17 protein-coding genes are annotated in these 18,164 nt (G+C 38.3%); all 17 read left to right on the top strand.

Features of this window, described 5'->3' with window-relative positions; genetic code table 11:
* Position 1: 1 nt before the first annotated feature.
* The 17 genes from NKF87_RS08165 (at position 2) to NKF87_RS08085 (ending at position 18,162) form a co-directional block, all read left to right on the top strand.
* Positions 2-784 carry a YveK family protein gene (locus NKF87_RS08165; protein WP_253583425.1) on the top strand — a complete coding sequence of 261 codons (783 nt, stop codon included), beginning with the start codon at positions 2-4 and terminating at the stop codon, positions 782-784.
* Between the two features lie 9 nt (positions 785-793).
* Positions 794-1,489, top strand: a complete 696-nt coding sequence (locus NKF87_RS08160; RefSeq protein ID WP_253583424.1) for a CpsD/CapB family tyrosine-protein kinase — start codon at positions 794-796, stop codon at positions 1,487-1,489.
* Positions 1,490-1,500: 11 nt separating this feature from the next.
* A complete protein-coding gene (locus NKF87_RS08155; protein WP_117597886.1) occupies positions 1,501-2,286 on the top strand; it encodes an immunoglobulin-like domain-containing protein in 786 nt (261 codons plus the stop codon).
* 19 nt (positions 2,287-2,305) lie between these two features.
* Positions 2,306-3,742, top strand: coding sequence for an LCP family protein (locus NKF87_RS08150; RefSeq protein ID WP_117597887.1), 1,437 nt, complete (start codon positions 2,306-2,308; stop codon positions 3,740-3,742).
* A 178-nt stretch (positions 3,743-3,920) separates the two neighbouring features.
* The gene (locus tag NKF87_RS08145) at positions 3,921-5,735 is read left to right on the top strand and encodes a polysaccharide biosynthesis protein (protein ID WP_242998879.1); all 1,815 of its coding nucleotides are present in this window, start codon (positions 3,921-3,923) and stop codon (positions 5,733-5,735) included.
* Between the two features lie 52 nt (positions 5,736-5,787).
* Positions 5,788-7,071, top strand: coding sequence for a DegT/DnrJ/EryC1/StrS family aminotransferase (locus tag NKF87_RS08140; RefSeq protein WP_117597889.1), 1,284 nt, complete (start codon positions 5,788-5,790; stop codon positions 7,069-7,071).
* Positions 7,072-7,095: 24 nt separating this feature from the next.
* The gene (locus NKF87_RS08135) at positions 7,096-7,470 is read left to right on the top strand and encodes a sugar transferase (protein WP_117597890.1); all 375 of its coding nucleotides are present in this window, start codon (positions 7,096-7,098) and stop codon (positions 7,468-7,470) included.
* 251 nt (positions 7,471-7,721) lie between these two features.
* On the top strand, positions 7,722-8,873 hold the full coding sequence (locus NKF87_RS08130; protein ID WP_253583423.1) for a radical SAM protein: 1,152 nt from the start codon (positions 7,722-7,724) through the stop codon (positions 8,871-8,873).
* 12 nt (positions 8,874-8,885) lie between these two features.
* Entirely contained in the window at positions 8,886-9,743 is an 858-nt protein-coding gene (locus NKF87_RS08125) for an SDR family oxidoreductase (protein WP_253583422.1), read from the top strand.
* Between the two features lie 2 nt (positions 9,744-9,745).
* Positions 9,746-10,834, top strand: coding sequence for a hypothetical protein (locus tag NKF87_RS08120; protein WP_253583421.1), 1,089 nt, complete (start codon positions 9,746-9,748; stop codon positions 10,832-10,834).
* Positions 10,818-11,381, top strand: coding sequence for a GNAT family N-acetyltransferase (locus NKF87_RS08115; protein ID WP_253583420.1), 564 nt, complete (start codon positions 10,818-10,820; stop codon positions 11,379-11,381). The genes NKF87_RS08120 and NKF87_RS08115 overlap by 17 nt, the downstream gene beginning before the upstream one ends.
* Positions 11,382-11,438: 57 nt before the next feature.
* Positions 11,439-11,951 carry a PglB gene (locus NKF87_RS08110; protein WP_253583419.1) on the top strand — a complete coding sequence of 171 codons (513 nt, stop codon included), beginning with the start codon at positions 11,439-11,441 and terminating at the stop codon, positions 11,949-11,951.
* A gap of 57 nt (positions 11,952-12,008) precedes the next feature.
* On the top strand, positions 12,009-13,952 hold the full coding sequence (locus NKF87_RS08105) for a polysaccharide biosynthesis protein (RefSeq protein WP_253583418.1): 1,944 nt from the start codon (positions 12,009-12,011) through the stop codon (positions 13,950-13,952).
* A gap of 43 nt (positions 13,953-13,995) precedes the next feature.
* Positions 13,996-15,279 carry a DegT/DnrJ/EryC1/StrS family aminotransferase gene (locus NKF87_RS08100; protein ID WP_253583417.1) on the top strand — a complete coding sequence of 428 codons (1,284 nt, stop codon included), beginning with the start codon at positions 13,996-13,998 and terminating at the stop codon, positions 15,277-15,279.
* Between the two features lie 16 nt (positions 15,280-15,295).
* Complete coding sequence (locus NKF87_RS08095; protein WP_253583416.1) at positions 15,296-15,964, top strand: sugar transferase; 669 nt, start codon at positions 15,296-15,298, stop codon at positions 15,962-15,964.
* Positions 15,965-15,982: 18 nt separating this feature from the next.
* Positions 15,983-16,951 carry an ATP-grasp domain-containing protein gene (locus tag NKF87_RS08090; protein ID WP_253583415.1) on the top strand — a complete coding sequence of 323 codons (969 nt, stop codon included), beginning with the start codon at positions 15,983-15,985 and terminating at the stop codon, positions 16,949-16,951.
* A 5-nt stretch (positions 16,952-16,956) separates the two neighbouring features.
* A complete protein-coding gene (locus tag NKF87_RS08085) occupies positions 16,957-18,162 on the top strand; it encodes a glycosyltransferase family 4 protein (protein WP_253583414.1) in 1,206 nt (401 codons plus the stop codon).
* Positions 18,163-18,164 lie beyond the last annotated feature (2 nt).

Here is an 18,164-nt window from a genome sequence, read left to right as displayed (position 1 = left end):
GATGAGCCGAGAAAATTATGGAATGATGAATCAGGAGATTCAGGATGACGAAGTTACCATTGATCTGATGGAATTATTCAGTGCCTTATGGGCAAAGAAGACGATAATTATTCTGTCTGCGGTATTCATGGCACTGGTAGCGTTCGTCGGAACGAAGATGTTCGTGACACCGAAGTACACGTCAGTAACAAAGCTCTTTGTTATGACGAAGAATGACGACACCTCAGCAAGCGCAACCTACACAGACTTACAGACAGGAAGCATGCTGACAAAGGACTACATGGAACTGGTAAAGAGCCGACCGGTACTGGAGAAGACCATCTCCAAGCTGAAGCTTGATGTAACGCCGGAAGAACTGGCAGGCATGATCACCACAGAGACACCGACCGACACACGTATCATGAGCATCAGTGTGACGGACGATGATCCGAAAGAAGCAAAACAGATCGCAGACACACTCAGAAAAGCAGTCAGCGTACAGATCACAGAGATCATGAATGCGGATTCTGTCAACACCGTAGAAGAAGGGAACCTTCCGACCAGCCCGTCTTCCCCGAATGTCAAGAAGAACATGATGCTCGGCGCACTGCTCGGACTTGTCATCTCTATGGGATTCGTTGTACTGATCTCCATCTTAGATGATACGGTCAAGACTCCGGATGATGTAGAAAAGTACCTCGGACTGAATGTACTGACTTCCATCCCGATCCAGGAAGGAAGTAGCGCACCGAAGAGAGCAAATCAGCAGAGAGAATCAAGAAATGCTGTGAAAAGCAGAAGATAGGAGAAGGACATGGCAGAGATAGTATTAAAGAATCTAACGAAAGATTACCGGAGCAACGAAGCATACAAGACACTTCGTACCAACATTGAATTCTCCGGATCAGATAAGAAAGTGATCGTATTCACAAGCTGTACACCGAACGAAGGAAAGAGTACCGTGACGATGGGACTTGCAGCATCCCTCGCAGAAGGCGGCAAGAGAGTATTGTTCGTGGATGCAGACCTTCGGAAATCCGTCCTGGTGGGACGGCACAGAGTCACAGGAGAAGTGAAGGGACTGACACACTTCCTCTCCGGACAAGCAGACGTAAAAGAAGTGATTTTAAGAACACAGGAACCGAATCTCTTCGTGACATTCGCAGGACCGGTCCCGCCGAACCCGGCAGAACTGCTCGGCAGCAGAAGGTTCGAAGCATTCCTTGACGGTGCAAGACAGGCATATGATTATGTGATCATCGATGCGCCGCCGCTCGGAAGCGTCATTGACGCAGCGATCATTGCAAAATTCTCAGATGCCTCCGTGATGGTCATCTCAGCGAAGACGATCAGCTACAAGTTCGCCAGAGTGGTAAAAGAACAGTTGGAGAAGGCAGACTGCCCAATCCTCGGCGTGGTATTGAATAAAGTAGAGATGAAACAGAACAAGTATTATGGTAAATACTACGGTAATTACTATGGCAGTTACGGAGAAAACGGAAAGAAATAGAGGGTGAGCGTATGAACCAGCGCGTGGTTACCGGCCTGTTGACGGCCGGATGTATAGCACTGGCGGGTGCAGGATATATGACCTATAAGAATCAGGATCGCACTGCACCGGAGATGAAAGTAGACCAGAGTAAGAAGATTGCCTATACAGAAGGAGAAGACTACGGAAAGCTTCTGGAAGGCGTGACGGCACAGGACAATAAAGATGGAGACCTGACCAGTGAGGTGTTTGTAGAGAAGGTCGTGCCGGTCAGTAAGAAGAAGGCGGTTGTCTATTACGGTGTCACAGACAAGGCGAAAAATGTAGGAACAGCAAGCCGGGAAGTGACCTATCAGGCAGCAGAAGACAGTGATGTGGCAGAAGATATCGCACAGGATACGGCTTCGGAAGAGGTGTCGGAAGATACCACACAGAAGACAAAGAAAAAATCCAAAAAAGCAAAGACCAAGAAGATTGCTGAAGAAAAAAAGGCAGAAGATACCGTACAGGATGCAGCGGCAGCAGATCAGCAGAGCGCAGACCAGCAGAGTGAGGCGCTGCAGCCGAATGGCACACGTCCGGCAATGAAGCTTGCCGAAGAAGCGAAGACGATAGCTAGAGGAACATCATTCAATGCACTAAATGAAGTAACTGATGCAGTGGACGACAAAGACGACAGAGACACCTTGTTCCGCGGGCTTCACATCGACGGTAATTACAATGTAAACCAGGCAGGAACCTATACATTACAGTATTACGTACAGGACAGTGACGGTAACACCTCAGATCCGATCACATTTACACTGACTGTACAGTAACAGACGAAGGATGAATGATATGAGACAGAGACTTCTGGAAATGGAAAGAAAAAACCTGATAGGAAAACTGATCACACTGATCCAGCTTCTGGTATCGGTGATCTGCATCGTGACTGTGGCAGGCAGCGGGATGTTGCCGAAGAAGTACCTGATCTTCCTGATCGGGACACTGGCGGTACTCTTTGGCGCGACACATATCCTGCAGTATCCGAAGAATAAAGTACTGCGCTATACGGGTATGATCATCAGTCTGCTGATGACGATTATACTGGCAGCAATCAGTATGGGAATGATGAAGACCGATGATGTACTTAAGAAAGTCGGCGGAGCTACCTACAAGACGGATAACATGGTCGTGGTCGTGAAGAAAGGTGATTCTGCGAAGAACATCAAAGATGCCGAGGATTACCGGTTCGGTTATCAGACGGCAGTAGATCAGAATAATACCGATAAGATGATCAAGGATATCGAGAAGAAAGTCGGCAAAGACGTGAAGACCGAAGAATACGAATCATTGACGGATGAGGCAAATGCACTTCTGAATGGAAATGTGGATGCGGCGGTGTTCAATGAGGGGTATATGAGTATGATCGATGAGTCGATTGAGGGGTTCTCGGATCAGGTTCGTGTTTTGTATCAGTATGGAATAAAGACAAAATTAAAAGAAGAGAAAAAAGCAGATGTACAGGAACCGTTCAATGTGTTTATCAGTGGTATCGATGTATCTGGACCAATCACAACGAACAGCCGAAGTGATGTAAATATTATTATGACGGTGAATCCGAATACGAAGCAGATCCTGCTCACAACGACACCGAGAGATTATTATGTTACGATTCCAGGTGTATCGGGTGATGCAAGGGATAAGCTGACACACGCAGGTATCTATGGAGTGGATGCATCTATGGCAACGCTTGAGAATCTGTATGGAATTGACATCAGTTACTATGCGCGGGTGAACTTTACTTCCCTGGAGACGATAGTGGATGCGCTTGGCGGTGTGGATGTGAATTCGGAAGTAGAATTTGAAGCAGGTGGATATAGCTTCCATAAAGGTGTAAATCATATGAATGGTGCGCAGGCACTGGCGTTCTCAAGAGAGAGGCATAGCTTCGCAGCAGGTGATAACCAGCGTGGTAAGGATCAGGAAGCGGTATTGACTGCGATTATTCAGAAAGCCACATCTCCGGCAATCATTAAGAGTGCTAACGAGATCCTGGCAACGGTCAGTGATTGTGTAGAGACGAATATGACATCGGATGAGATGGCAAAATTCATTAATATGCAGCTTAATGACGGAGCAAGCTGGAATATTGAGTCGCAGGCGGCATCCGGCAAGGGAGATACGCAGGCTTGTTATTCGTCGGGATCGCAGCTGTTGTATGTGATGTGGCCAGATGAAGCGGTGGTAGCAAATACAAGTGATAAGATGAAAAAAGTATTAACAAAGAAATAGTATAGGAAAAGAGAAATAGATTATGAAAATACAGGAGAAGAAAAAAGTTCATATTCGGTGGATGCTTGTCTGCTATGATATATTGATATATTTATTGTCGGCAATATTATTACTGAGGCTATACGGAGGAAATGATAGATTATCAAATACAGGCATACTTCAACAAATGTGTATATCTATGGTGTGCATATTTGGCATCCGCCTGCTTGGAAATATATATGGACAGGTGTGGAGATATGGAGGCATTCAGTGCTATATGCGTCTGATCTTTGCAGATGGAATAGCATGTGTGCTCTATATGATCATAGAAATTCTTCTCCCTGTTGAAAGCATTACTTTTACAAGAATGCTTTCTCTTGTAAGCGTGGATCTGCTTGGAGCATTAACGATACGTATGTTGTATCGCTATGCATATAAATGCGGGAACAGCAATGATATGCAGGGCAGATTCTGGACGGTGCTTCTGAAGATATTCTCGGGAATTGATGCAGGACGTGAAAAAGAAATCCAGAAAATTAAAATTGCGATTATCGGTGCAGGCCGCGTAGGTGTCGGCCTTGCAGAAGAACTGCTGAATAACGAACAGGCATCCTACGTTCCAAGATGCTTTATTGATATTAATAAGGAAAAAGTAGGACGTGAGATCCAGGGGATTCCTGTATGGTCGGAAACGGATGCAACATTATCGAAGCTGGATGATTATGAAGTGCAGGAGATTATCTTTGCAATTCCGTCTATGGAGACAGAAAGGAGAAAAGAACTGTATGATTATTATAAGAATGCCGGCTATAAAGTAAAAATCTATGATTACCCGACGATGCATGCTGCCGGAGGGAAAAGATATCTGAGAGAGTTCGACATTGAGGAATTACTTTTTAGAAAGCCACTGGTAGTTGCGGATGAACAAACCAATGCATATTATAAAGATAAAGTGGTATTGATCACCGGTGGCGGCGGTTCGATCGGATCGGAGCTCTGTCGTCAGATGGCTAAGATGCAGCCGAAACAACTGGTTATTCTGGACATCTATGAAAATGGTGCTTATGATGTACAGCAGGAACTGAAAATTGCTTACAAAGGGAAATTAAAGTTACAGGTTGAGATTGCGTCAATTACGAATCGAAAGGCGATGGCAAGAATATTCGAACAGTATCATCCACAGATCGTAATTAATGCTGCTGCGCATAAGCATGTACCATTGATGGAGCATAATTGCATTGAGGCGATTGAAAACAATATATTTGGAACAAAAAACATGGTGGAATTGTGCGAAGAATATGGCGCGGAACGATTCATGATGGTATCCACGGATAAGGCAGTTAATCCGACGAATGTCATGGGTGCCACAAAGCGTATGTGTGAGATGATCGTACAGAGTGCAAGTACACATGGAAATGTAAAGTATAGTGCAACCAGATTCGGCAATGTGCTTGGAAGTGCGGGATCGGTGATTCCGCTGTTCAAAAGACAGATTGCAAATGGCGGTCCTGTGACGATCACAGATAAGAGAATCATTCGGTATTTTATGACGATACCGGAAGCGTCTCAGCTGGTACTGCAAAGTGGAGCAATGGCACAGAATGGTGAATTGTTTGTTCTGGATATGGGGAAACCGGTTAAGATTATGGATCTTGCCGAGAATATGATCCGCTTATCTGGAGTACAGGGGATTGAGATTGTTGAGACAGGACTTCGTCCGGGCGAAAAGCTTTATGAAGAGTTATTGGTAAAGACAGAAGAACTGGACAAGACAGAGAACAGTATGATTTTTATCGAAAGAGATTCTGCGCTCAGTGCAGCCGAAATTGATGAGAAACTTGCAATGTTGAAGGAAGCATGCGCTACGGATGATGACTCGAAAGCGAAAGAAGTGTTGAGAAAGGTTGTTCCGACATTTAAAAGACCGGAAGAGGTAAATAAGACGGCATTTAAAAAACAACATAGAGAAAATGAAGAAAATTCGAAAAAGGGAATGAAAGTTGCATTGTTTTAAATCTTGATTGGTCTGGAATGATTAATAAATGATATAAACAAAGGGTGAGAAAATGTATAAGAAAAGTAATCAATTTGAGAAATTTGAAAAAAAGGTATGGCTTTCTTCGCCGACAATGTATCCAGATTCTATGCGTTATGTAATGGAAGCTTATGAAACAAACTGGATGTCTACGGTAGGTGCGAACATCAATGAAGTAGAAAAGATAGCTGCAGAGATATCAGAAACCAAATATGCAGTTGCATTATCTTGTGGTACCGCAGCACTTCATCTTTGTATGAAACTTGCGGGAGAGAGATTATATGGAAAACCACCGGTTGGAGTTGGAGCATTACAAAATAAGAGAGTATTTTGTACAGATATGACATTTAATGCTACGTTAAATCCTGTTGTTTATGAAGGCGGCATTCCAGTATTTATCGATACAGAATATGATTCATGGGGAATGGATCCTGTTGCGTTAGAGAAAGCATTTGAGATGTATCCGGATGTGAAATTGGTTGTTTATGCAGAACTTTATGGATTCCCAGGAAATGTCAAACAGATTAAAAAAATATGTGAAAAACATGGTGCGTTGTTAGTCGAAGATGCTGCTGAAGCAATGGGAGCAACATGGGAAGGTAAAGCGTGCGGATCTTATGGTGATTATGCCGCAATATCTTATAATGGAAATAAAATCATTACAGGATCTGCGGGGGGATGTCTGTTGACAAATTCGCTCGAAGACGCAAACCAGGCTCGTAAATGGTCAACACAGGCAAGAGAAGCTGCCACATGGTATCAGAATGAGGAAGTCGGATATAATTATCGAATGAGCAATGTTATCGCAGGAGTAATCCGAGATCAGTATAATCATTTATTCGACCATGTAGCACAGAAGAAAGCTGTTTATGAAAGATATAAAGAAGGATTTAAAGATCTTCCAGTACAGATGAATCCATTTGATGAAACAAAAGCTGAGCCAAATTACTGGTTAAGTAGTTTGCTAATCAATGAAGATGCTATGTGTAAGCAAGTAAGAGGAGAAACAGAAGCACTTTATATTTCAGAAGCAGGTAAGAGTTGCCCGACAGAAATTTTAGATGCAATTACAAGTATAAACGCAGAAGGAAGACCAATTTGGAAACCTATGCATATGCAGCCGATGTATAGAATGCATGAGTTTGTTACAGTAAATGGATCTGGTAGGGCGAAAACAAATGCTTATATTGCGGGTGGAATTAAGGATGCTGGGGCAGATGTCTTCCAGCGAGGTGTGTGTCTGCCGAGTGACAATAAGATGACAGCAGAGCAACAGGAGAGAATTATTGAAGTTATAAGAGCTTGTTTTGAGTAAAGCTATGAAGGGATATATGTTTTAATGTACGCTAAATTTTTTAAGAGAGCAATTGATTTTATATTGAGTTTGTGTGCTTTGATTGTACTTTCTCCATTGCTTGTTATTTTAACTATTATTGGAGCAATTTGTATGAAGGGAAATCCTTTTTTTGTACAGAAAAGACCAGGAAAGAATGAAAGAATCATATCATTATTGAAGTTTCGAACAATGACAAATGAGAAAGACAAGGATGGAAAGCTGCTTCCAGATGAAATTAGATTAGTTTCATATGGCAAATTTTTACGTTCTACATCATTAGATGAGTTGCCGTCATTAATCAATATTTTGATTGGAGATAGCGGTATAATAGGGACAACCAAGAAAAACCTTGATTTTACAAGGGTTTCGCTGGCTTAGTCGAATCTGGTTATGATGATTTTTCTGCATGGTTGTGTCGGGTGAGTAGCGGAACTATGAAAATTGAATGGTTTCTTGGATGCTTATTTTGACCCACACTATAAGCCGAAAAATTATGATAAGGAGGTTTGACCTAGCCTGCGGATGCTCTTTAAAAAAGAACATTCACAGGCTAGTTGTCGTGTTAGAGAAGCCTTTAAGACTGTTAAAAACAAGTAACTATTTCATTCTGTTAGGAAGGAGGATGCATTATGCCACATTCAAACAAAAAAATGATTTCGTTCTTTTTGACAACAAAATGTAACTTGTGCTGTCGGTATTGTTACAACGCAAAGGAAAGAAACTGTATTGTTGAACAGACTTTAAATTTTGAAATCGCAAAAAATGGAATTGATTGGTATTTCAATAATAACCCAAGTCGCCATATAAGATTTTATGGTCCAGGAGAACCTACACAAGAATTCGAAATGCTAAAGAGAATTACAGAGTATGCTAAAAATCATCCTAATAGGGGATCAGATGTTACTGTAGAAATTCAGACAAATGGTGTATTCACTGAAGCAATTCGTAGTTGGGCATTAGAAAACTTTAACATCATCTGGATGTCCTTTGATGGAATGAAAGAGATCCAGGATTATAACAGACCTTTAAATCCACAATATGCTCATCTATACAATGGACGTACATCAGCAGAAGTTCTTGAAGATAACGTAAGGTGGCTTATTGAAAATAAGAATAGTCGTAATCTTATGGTAGGAGCAAGGGTCACTATTACGGATAAGAATATCAGCAAACAGATGGAAATGGTTGATTATTTCTATGATTTGGGAATCAGGTATGTGTGGACTAATCCTCTTTTCTATACTGTTGGGCGAGTTCCTGTATGTCAGGACATTAAGAAAAAAGAAGCGTACCATTTTGATATGGATTTGTATTTATCAGAATATATAAAGGCTTTTTACTATGCAAAGGGCAAAGGTATGTTTTGGGGAAGCTTTTTGTCAATCAATTTTGATGGAGAATCTCCTTATCATTGTAGATGTTGCACACCATTAGAAGCTCCGCATTTAACCCCTGACGGATACATATCAGCGTGCGATATGGTTGTATTGGGAGCAGAGGCATATCATATGTCACCATTTATTGTAGGGAAATGGAATGAAAGTTCTAATGAATTTGATTTGGATTATGAAAAGATACAACGCTTAAATATGCGTAAATCAACAGAAATGTTACACTGCAAGTCATGTCCGGCTCAACTACATTGTGGTGGATATTGTCTTGGAGAAACTGTAAATGAATCAGGAAAACTTGATGGTCAAAATCTTGTAAAGTGTAATGCTGTTCGTAAGTTGTTAAAGGAAATTGGAACAAGTGAACCATATAAATATTTACACCCATAGGAGGAGAATTTAATGAAAAAAAGTGCATTAGTAATGGGATTTGATAACAGTGTAATTGCTAGAGAAAGCATTCTTTTATTAATTAATGAAGGATACTATGTTGTTGCAGGATATGAGGGAGATTCTATTAATAGAGAAAAATTCGTTGAGGACAATGGTATATCTTCCGAAATAGAATTTGCTCAGATTAATTACTCATCTGGCGAAACTGTAAATACTTTTATTTCACAGGTTTCAAATAGGAAATATACAGCCATTGTAAATTGTTATGCGACGTTAGCGGAAACTGCGGACAAAGGATTAAGACATGAATTTTTTGATTTTGACTATGTGGAATTTTCAAGAGTCATGAATGCAAATGTAGCGGCCATTGCGGCAATTGTGATTGGTTTGAAAGACAACATTGTTGAAAATGGTTGCATAGTTAATGTTACCAGCAGTGCGGCTTTTGAAGGGGCTTTTGCAACTATTTCATACAATGCTAGTAAAGCTGCTATTGAAAATTTAAGTAAATCCCTTGCAAATAATTTGGGACCATACCGGAATATTAGAGTTAATTGTGTTGCGCCTGGATGGATTCCGCAAAGTGAATCAGTGGTAGAGGGAAATATTGTGGAATTAGCGAATAAATGTACGCCAATCAGTCAATATGGAAAAGCTAAAGATGTTGCAAAGGCTGTGCTTTCGCTGATTGATAATGAATATGCGAATGAGACTACCTTGAAAATTGATGGCGGCATAACCAGTAGCTATATGATGTATTTGCTAGAATCAGCAGATTTATCAGGACATGAAACAAAAGAAGTTATGAATCAACTTATAAAACTTGTGGATTCAGTGAAGTCAAGTGTAAAAAAGGAAATTAACTAATTATGAGCGCACAAAAAGATAAGCAAAGTAAAGCCCAGACTATACAGACAGTTGTATTTGTGTGTCAGATTATTAGTACGTTTATTATTCCACTTATTTTGACAAAGTGGAATAGTATGACGATTGATCAGGGCATTGCTATTTTAGTTGCAGATGTTTCTGTTTTGTTTTTAACAAGTGAGTTTTCCAATAAGTTTATTTTAGATGAATATGAGGAAAAAACGGATGGAGAATATGCGGACTTAAAAGATGAATATGCAAATCTGAAAAATGAACTGCTAATTATTGAAGAAAGCCTAAAACTAGATGATTTGTATAAACGGATTTACATGCTGGAAAATTCAGAACAAAAAGAAATATATCTCAATTCTATGAGATTATACATTAATACTATGAATGACAGGATAATGGGGGCACGTTCTGGTGCATTGTCAAGACACGATTATTATGGTGAGCTTACAAAGGCTGGGGATTCAATTATTAATGATCACAGTATTAATGGGACGAATTTTTCAGGTGAAATCTGGGCGATGACATTTTGGCAGGACGATGAATTGGATTTCAGCGATGCATATGAAAACGCATGGGTCAAAAAAATGGAATCAATGGACAACGAGGGAATTAAGACACGTAGACTGTGTGTTATGAAAAACAAGAAAGATATACTGCGTCGTGAAGTTGTGGATGAGTCTGTTAAAGATTTTTTAATTCGTTTGAAATATTACTGTCAAGAGAATGCTATATGTAAAAATACTACAGTTTTTGCGATTGATTCTATAGACACTTTGACAGTTGAACAGCAGGAGTGGATTGGTAAAGGTTTTTTTGCTACTAAACATTCCAATGGAGAATTACGTCTGATCAGAGGTGTTAGTCTGGATAACAGAAATGCAACTACATTAGGTGGGGAAATTGATTTTGATGAAAGACGAGTAAAAGAGATTAGACATCTATGGGAGCGTTTAATTGAAGAAAGCGGAAGTCAAAGTATAAATGAATACCTTTTGCGAGTATCTTCTATGGCTGTAAAAGATGAAATGAAAAAAATGAATTTTGAAGGATGTAGTGCAAGCGGTGCAGAAGGAAAATAGTAAATTACAGTTTAATAGTAACAATGATTCTGATGAAATATCTATAAAGAAAATGGGAATTTCTGATTTTGATAATATTAAAGATTTTGTTGTTGAGCAACATAATAGTCTTGAACGAGAGGATTTCTTCATAATTGAGGATATTGACACTGAATTACCAGTAATTCTAAGCAATGGTATTGTGGTTGCGATAATGCAAAAAGATAAAATATTGGGTTTGCAGGCTATTGATTTGAGCTTGAAAAATAGCCTGACTTTACAAGAAATTCTACAATCGGTTTATACAACCAATGGAGAATTATATGAGCTTGGGTGGACGATGGTACGGAAGGAATGTAGAGGAAAAAACTATGCAAAAAAGTTGATAGAACATGTGTGTAGTTATTTAGAAGATATATCTGAATATACATTAGTTGCCACAGTACACCCAGCGAATACCATTGCTCTAAAAGTCTACATGGATTATGGTATGAAACCGATTTTTCAAACTCAATATTATGGTTATGATAGAACTTTTCTGATTAAAAAAGTAACACAAATAAAGTAAGCGGTTTTATAGAAAGAATATGATTAATAACAAGTGAATATATAGGGAGTGATGTATATGGAAAAGAAATTATTGATTGTTGCCTCAGAAAGATATGGAGATTATGTAAAGGAAATAGCAGAGTCGATGGGCTGCTTTGAGGCAATCTCCTTTGTAGATAACGACAGAGAAGGTGCTATTGGGAAACTGGAAGATGTAGAAACTTTTTATCCAGAATATAGATATGCAATAGCAGCATGTGATGATGGAGTAGAAAGACTTGAATGGAACAAGAAATTAGAAGCACTTTATAATATTCCGGTTTTAGCTCATATGGATTCTACAATTTCTCCATCAGCTAATTTAATGCCTGGTTGCATTGTTGAGCCGGGAGCAGTTGTTGGTTGTGGAAGCACTATCGGTCAGGCAACAGTTATAGGTGCTAATACAGTAGTGGAGCCATATAGCTTTATTGGAGATAGCTGTACATTAAAATCTGGAACGATTGTGAAATCAACAAGCGTACTTCAAATTGGAACTGAAACAGAGCAGGGAACTGTTTTGTTTACACCACTTACAAGCAAACAGTGAAAAAATAAAAAAGTGAAAGGATGAAAACCTCTCCGATTTTCGTGGGGGGGGTACACAATGAATAGTCAATCAAATGAAAAAAATATGGAAATGAATCGTACAAATCAGGGTACGCCGAATATACGATGGATGCTTGTCGGGTACGACTTGGTTGTATACGCAGTAGTAGCAATAATTCTTTTAGTCTTATATGGAGGAATGGATAAATTATCGCTTGTTGGAATTTGCCAGCAAGTTGCTTTATCTGTCCTGTGTATTTTTACAGCACGTCTTTTGGGTAAAATTTATGGACAAGTATGGAGATATGGTGGGATTCAGTGCTATATCCGCTTGTTGTTTACTGATTCTATCGCTTTTGTAGCGTATCTGGGTTTGGAACTCCTGCTTCCAGTTCAAAAAATTACATTTGCTAGATTGCTTTCATTGGTTAGTTTGAATCTTTTAGGAGCCTTAGCACTTCGCATGATGTATCGCTATGCGTATAAATGTGGAAATCAGGAAACAGCGAGAGGAAAATTTCTTTCTATATTATTACATATATTTTCTGGAATTGAAGCAGGAAATGAAAAGGAAGTACAGAAGATCAAAGTTGCAATTATCGGTGCTGGACGAGTTGGTGTAAGTCTGGCAGAAGAACTTTTAAATAATGCGGAAGCAGCATATATACCAAGATGCTTCATTGACATTAATAGAGAAAAAGTTGGACGAGATATACATGGTATTCCTGTATGGTCGGAAGATGAAGCAACATTTAAGCGTTTGGGAGAATTTGAGGTACAGGAAATTATTTTTGCAATCCCATCAATGGACGCTAAGAAAAAGAAGGCACTTTATGATTATTACAAAGATGCCGGATATAAATTGAAAGTATATGATTATCCGACTGTGTATGCAGCAGGAGGAAAAAGACATCTTAGAGAATTTGATATTGAAGAACTTTTATTCAGAAAACCACTGGTAGTTTCTGATGAGAGAACAAATGCATACTACAAGGACAAAATTGTGCTGATCACTGGTGGTGGCGGTTCTATTGGTTCGGAGCTGTGCAGACAGTTGGCAAAGATGCAGCCGAAGAAAATTATTATCCTTGATATTTATGAGAATGGTGCTTATGACGTTCAGCAGGAATTGAAAATAGCGTATGGAAATAGCTTAGATTTACAGATTGAAATTTGCTCTATTACCCATAGAAAAGCACTTGAAAGAGTATTTGAAAAATACCATCCGCAGATCATTATCAATGCGGCAGCTCATAAGCATGTTCCGCTGATGGAGCATAACTGTGTAGAAGCTATCTATAACAATGTGTTTGGTACACAGAATCTGGTAGAGCTTTGCGAAGAATATGGAGCAGAACGCTTCATGATGGTATCCACAGATAAAGCAGTCAATCCAACCAACGTTATGGGTGCGACAAAGAGAATGTGTGAAATGATCGTGCAGAGTGCAAGTACACATGGAAAAGTAAAATATAGTGCTACACGATTTGGAAATGTACTTGGCAGTGCGGGATCAGTGATTCCGTTGTTTAAGCGTCAGATTGCTAACGGCGGTCCGGTTACTGTTACAGATAAGAGAATTATCAGATACTTTATGACAATTCCGGAGGCTTCACAGCTCGTTCTTCAGAGTGGGGCGATTGCAAATAATGGAGAATTATTTGTTCTGGATATGGGACAGCCGGTTAAGATTATGGATCTGGCAGAAAATATGATCCGTTTATCTGGTGTCCAGGGAATTGAAATTATTGAAACGGGATTAAGACCGGGAGAAAAGTTATATGAGGAATTGTTAGTTAAGACAGAAGAACTGGATAAGACAGACAACAGCATGATCTTTATAGAAAGAGATACACCAGTAAGTGAGGAAGAAATTAATAAAAAAATTCAGACTCTTAGAAATGCCTGTGATACAGGAGATGATTCGATCGCAAAAGAAGCTCTCCGAAGTGTCGTGCCAACATTCAAGACACCGGAAGAGGTAAATAAAGAGATTGCATAAAGAATAGCCACAACATAGAACGATATAAAAGAGGGAATTACATATGTTTAAAGAGAACAATAATTTTGAAAAATTTGAATCAAAGGTTTGGTTAAGCAGTCCGACTATGCATGGTCCGGAGATTGAATATGTAAAAGAAGCATACGAAACAAACTGGATGTCAACAGTTGGAAAAAATATCAATGAAGTTGAAAGACTTGCCTGTGAATATATTGGCTGCAAACATGCGGTTGCATTGTCAGCCGGAACAGCATCTTTACACTTATCTATGAAATTAGCAGGAATTAAAGCATATGGAATGCCAAAAGTAGGACATGGTGCATTAGAAGGTAAAAAAGTATTCTGTTCAGATATGACATTTGATGCGACTGTTAATCCGATTGTGTATGAAGGTGGAGAACCGGTATTCATTGACACAGAATACGATACATGGAATATGGACCCGGTAGCTTTGGAAAAGGCTTTTGAAATTTATCCAGATACAAAAGTAGTAGTAATAGCTCATCTTTATGGTACACCGGGAAAGATTGACGAATTGAATGCAATCATAAAAAAACATGGAGCAATTCTTGTTGAGGATGCTGCAGAATCCATGGGTGCTACATACAAAGGTGTTCAGACAGGAACATTTGGAAAATATAATACGATTTCTTTTAATGGAAATAAAATCATTACAGGAAGTTCAGGTGGATGTTTCCTGACTGATGATGAAGAAGCAGCAAATAAAGTGCGTAAATGGTCTACTCAGGCGAGAGAAAATGCTGCATGGTATCAGCATGAAGAACTGGGATACAACTACCGCATGAGTAATGTTGTTGCAGGTGTAGTGCGTGGGCAATTCCCTTATCTGGATGAGCATATTGCACAGAAGAAAGCAATTTATGAGAGATATAAAGAGGGATTAAAAGGGCTGCCAGTGTCTATGAATCCGATAGATCTGGAAAACTCTGAACCAAACTACTGGTTGTCTTGCCTGATTATTGATAAAGAAGCAATGTGCGAACAAGTTCGTGGCGAGCAGGAGGTGTGCTATGTAAAAGAAACAGGAAAGTCTTGCCCGACAGAAATTCTGGAAGCGATTGCATCTATTAATGCTGAAGGAAGACCAATCTGGAAGCCAATGCATATGCAGCCGATTTATCGTTTAAATCCGTTTGTTGTCAGAGATGGAAATGGACGTGCAAGATCAAATGCTTACATTGCAGGTGGTGTAGCTGATGTAGGAATGGATATTTTTACAAGAGGTTTATGCCTGCCGAGTGATAATAAAATGACAGTAGAACAGCAGGATAGAATTATTGAAGTAATAAAGTGTTGCTTCGAGTAAAATAGAGGAATTTGTAATGGAAAAAATAAAGCATAAGCCATATGGACCATATGAAAAATATATAAAAAGACCATTAGATTTGATATGTAGTTTAATAGCAATAATAGTTTTTTCATGGCTCTATCTGATAATTGCAATATTGGTTAGAGTGAAATTGGGTTCTCCAGTGATTTTTACGCAGGATAGACCAGGAAAAGATGAAAAAATATTTAAATTATATAAGTTTAGAACAATGACAGATGCAAAAGACGAAAATGGAAATTTATTGCCAGATAGTGAAAGACTTACCAAATTTGGGAAAATGCTTAGAGCAACTAGCTTAGATGAAATGCCAGAAGCGTTTAATATAGCCAAAGGCGATATGAGCATCTTAGGACCAAGACCGTTGCTGCCATCTTATCTTCCTTGGTATACAGAACGAGAACGACACAGACATGATGTTCGACCTGGCTTGTCTGGCTTAGCTCAAGTTAATGGAAGAAATTATTTAGACTGGGATAAACGATTTGAGTTGGATGTTCAGTACACTGAAAAAATCACGTTTTTAGGAGATATGAAAATTATATTTCAAACGGTAAAAAAAATTTTATCACATAGCAATATTGCAGCCGATACGAATAAAACAGAAGGTAATATGGCAGAAATACGTGCAGAAAAGTTAAAGAATGAAAATAGTAATAAGTAATTAAGGGAGTAACATATTATGAATATATTGATTTTAAGTGCGGGAACCAGAAATAAAATAGTTGAATATTTTGTAAAAACGCTTGCGGGAAATGGGAAGGTTGTTGCAACTGATATGAGTAAACTGGCACCTGCAATATATGAAGCAGATAAGTATTATATTGTTCCTAAAATGACAGATCCGGAATATATAGACATTATTTTTGATATATGTAAAAAAGAAAACATCAGTGGTGTTTTATCATTAATAGATCCAGAATTATCATTGCTTGCTCAGAATGAAAAAAAATTTAAAGATATCGGTGTAAAAGTAATTGGTTCTACATATGAATTGTGTGAAATGTCGTTAGACAAATATCAGATGTTTTTGTGGCTTAACAAAAATGGATACAATTGTGCAAAATCTTATATGGATAAGGAAGAGTTCTATAAAGATATTGATAATAAAACAATAACATATCCAGTATTTGTGAAACCGGCGAGAGGAAGCGCAAGTATTGCTATTTCAAAAGTTTATGATAAGGAAACAGTAGAATTGTTATTTGCACATGATGAGGGACTTATGATTCAAGAATTTCTTAATGGACAGGAAATAGGTGCAGATGTATATATTGATATGGTTTCTGGAGAAATTGTTTCTATTTTTACGAAGAAAAAATTAAAAATGAGAGCTGGAGAAACCGATAAAGCTGTTTCGTTTAAGGATGATAAGTTATTTGATCTAATTAAGAAATTTGTTTCAAAAGCGGGATATAGGGGTCAGATTGATATTGATATTTTTGACATTGATGGAGAGTATTATATATCAGAAGTCAATCCACGTTTTGGCGGGGGATATCCTCATGCGTATGAGTGTGGATGTGACCATATGAAACTGATAGAAAACAATCTTGAGGGAAATAGTAACAAGCCAGTTATTGGAACATACAAATCAGACATTTATATGATGAAGTACAATGAAATTTGTATAAAGAATTTTGAGGTGTAATATAAATGAATGTTTTATTTATGACAATAGGAAAAATGGATAATGTTGAAGAACATACAATATATTGCGATTTATTACGATATTTTCGTGATGCTGGACATTCTGTATACACTATTAGTCCATATGAAAAAAGAACAGGACTTCAGACAGCGTATGAAGAAAAAAATGGAATTCATATGCTTCATGTGAGAACCGGAAATGTAACAGGAATGGTAAGTTTAATAGAAAAAGGTCTTGCCCAGTTGTCAATAGAGCCAGTTTTTATTAAAGCAATAAAAAAATATTATTCAAATGTTAAATTTGATCTTGTTATGTACTCGACACCTCCGATTACGTTTTGCAATGCAATAGAATATGTAAGGCGTAGAGATAATGCAAAAACATATCTTTTGCTTAAAGACATTTTCCCTCAGAATGCAGTAGATATAGGCATGATGAGCAAATCTGGTATTAAGGGAATTTTGTATAAATTTTTCCGTAACAAAGAAAAAAAGCTTTATGGCTTATCAGACTATATTGGATGTATGAGCCCGGCGAATGTAGAATATGTAAAACAAAACAACCCAGAGATTGATGAGTATAAAGTGGAAGTATGTCCAAATTGTATTGAAGTAGTGGATAAATCTATAAACGAAGAAGAACGTAGATACATTAGAAAAAAATATGATATTCCTTTAGAAAAAAAAGTGTTTGTTTATGGTGGTAACTTGGGAAAACCACAAGGAATAGATTTTTTGATAGAGTGTTTACATAGCCAAGAAAACAGTAAAGATAATTATTTCCTTATTGTAGGAGATGGCACCGAATATGGAAAAATTGAGAAATTTGTAAAGGACAGCAATCAGAATAATATAAGATTGATGAAAAGATTACCCCAGGAGGATTACGATACTATGGTAGGGGCATGTGATGTAGGAATGATTTTTTTGGATCATCGTTTTACAATTCCTAATTTTCCAAGTCGAGTATTAAGTTATATGCAAGCAAAAATTCCAGTTTTAGCATGTACAGATCCGAATACAGATATAGGAAGAATTATAGAAGAGGCTGGATTTGGAAACGGGTGTGAAAGCAATGATATAAAAGGATTTGCTGAATGTGTGGGAAAAATTATGCAAATACAAGATGTAGCTGATAAAGAGTGGAATTATTTGAACAAGTATTATTCAACAAAAACTGGATACGATATAATAATGAAACATTTTAAATAAAA

Origin of the sequence: Dorea longicatena (assembly GCF_024168045.1) — a bacterium.
Lineage (GTDB): Bacteria > Bacillota > Clostridia > Lachnospirales > Lachnospiraceae > Dorea_A.
The sequence above is the reverse complement of the archived record's forward strand: the minus strand, read 5'-3'. Positions and strand labels throughout refer to the sequence as shown.

Bases quoted from the DNA above. Each gene is read 5' to 3' on its own strand.
- NKF87_RS08165 (WP_253583425.1), top strand. From the start codon at position 2: ATGAGCCGAGAAAATTATGGAATGATGAATCAGGAGATTCAGGATGAC.
- NKF87_RS08160 (WP_253583424.1), top strand. From the start codon at position 794: ATGGCAGAGATAGTATTAAAGAATCTAACGAAAGATTACCGGAGCAAC.
- NKF87_RS08155 (WP_117597886.1), top strand. From the start codon at position 1,501: ATGAACCAGCGCGTGGTTACCGGCCTGTTGACGGCCGGATGTATAGCA.
- NKF87_RS08150 (WP_117597887.1), top strand. From the start codon at position 2,306: ATGAGACAGAGACTTCTGGAAATGGAAAGAAAAAACCTGATAGGAAAA.
- NKF87_RS08145 (WP_242998879.1), top strand. From the start codon at position 3,921: ATGGTGTGCATATTTGGCATCCGCCTGCTTGGAAATATATATGGACAG.
- NKF87_RS08140 (WP_117597889.1), top strand. From the start codon at position 5,788: ATGTATAAGAAAAGTAATCAATTTGAGAAATTTGAAAAAAAGGTATGG.
- NKF87_RS08135 (WP_117597890.1), top strand. From the start codon at position 7,096: ATGTACGCTAAATTTTTTAAGAGAGCAATTGATTTTATATTGAGTTTG.
- NKF87_RS08130 (WP_253583423.1), top strand. From the start codon at position 7,722: ATGCCACATTCAAACAAAAAAATGATTTCGTTCTTTTTGACAACAAAA.
- NKF87_RS08125 (WP_253583422.1), top strand. From the start codon at position 8,886: ATGAAAAAAAGTGCATTAGTAATGGGATTTGATAACAGTGTAATTGCT.
- NKF87_RS08120 (WP_253583421.1), top strand. From the start codon at position 9,746: ATGAGCGCACAAAAAGATAAGCAAAGTAAAGCCCAGACTATACAGACA.
- NKF87_RS08110 (WP_253583419.1), top strand. From the start codon at position 11,439: ATGGAAAAGAAATTATTGATTGTTGCCTCAGAAAGATATGGAGATTAT.
- NKF87_RS08105 (WP_253583418.1), top strand. From the start codon at position 12,009: ATGAATAGTCAATCAAATGAAAAAAATATGGAAATGAATCGTACAAAT.
- NKF87_RS08100 (WP_253583417.1), top strand. From the start codon at position 13,996: ATGTTTAAAGAGAACAATAATTTTGAAAAATTTGAATCAAAGGTTTGG.
- NKF87_RS08095 (WP_253583416.1), top strand. From the start codon at position 15,296: ATGGAAAAAATAAAGCATAAGCCATATGGACCATATGAAAAATATATA.
- NKF87_RS08090 (WP_253583415.1), top strand. From the start codon at position 15,983: ATGAATATATTGATTTTAAGTGCGGGAACCAGAAATAAAATAGTTGAA.
- NKF87_RS08085 (WP_253583414.1), top strand. From the start codon at position 16,957: ATGAATGTTTTATTTATGACAATAGGAAAAATGGATAATGTTGAAGAA.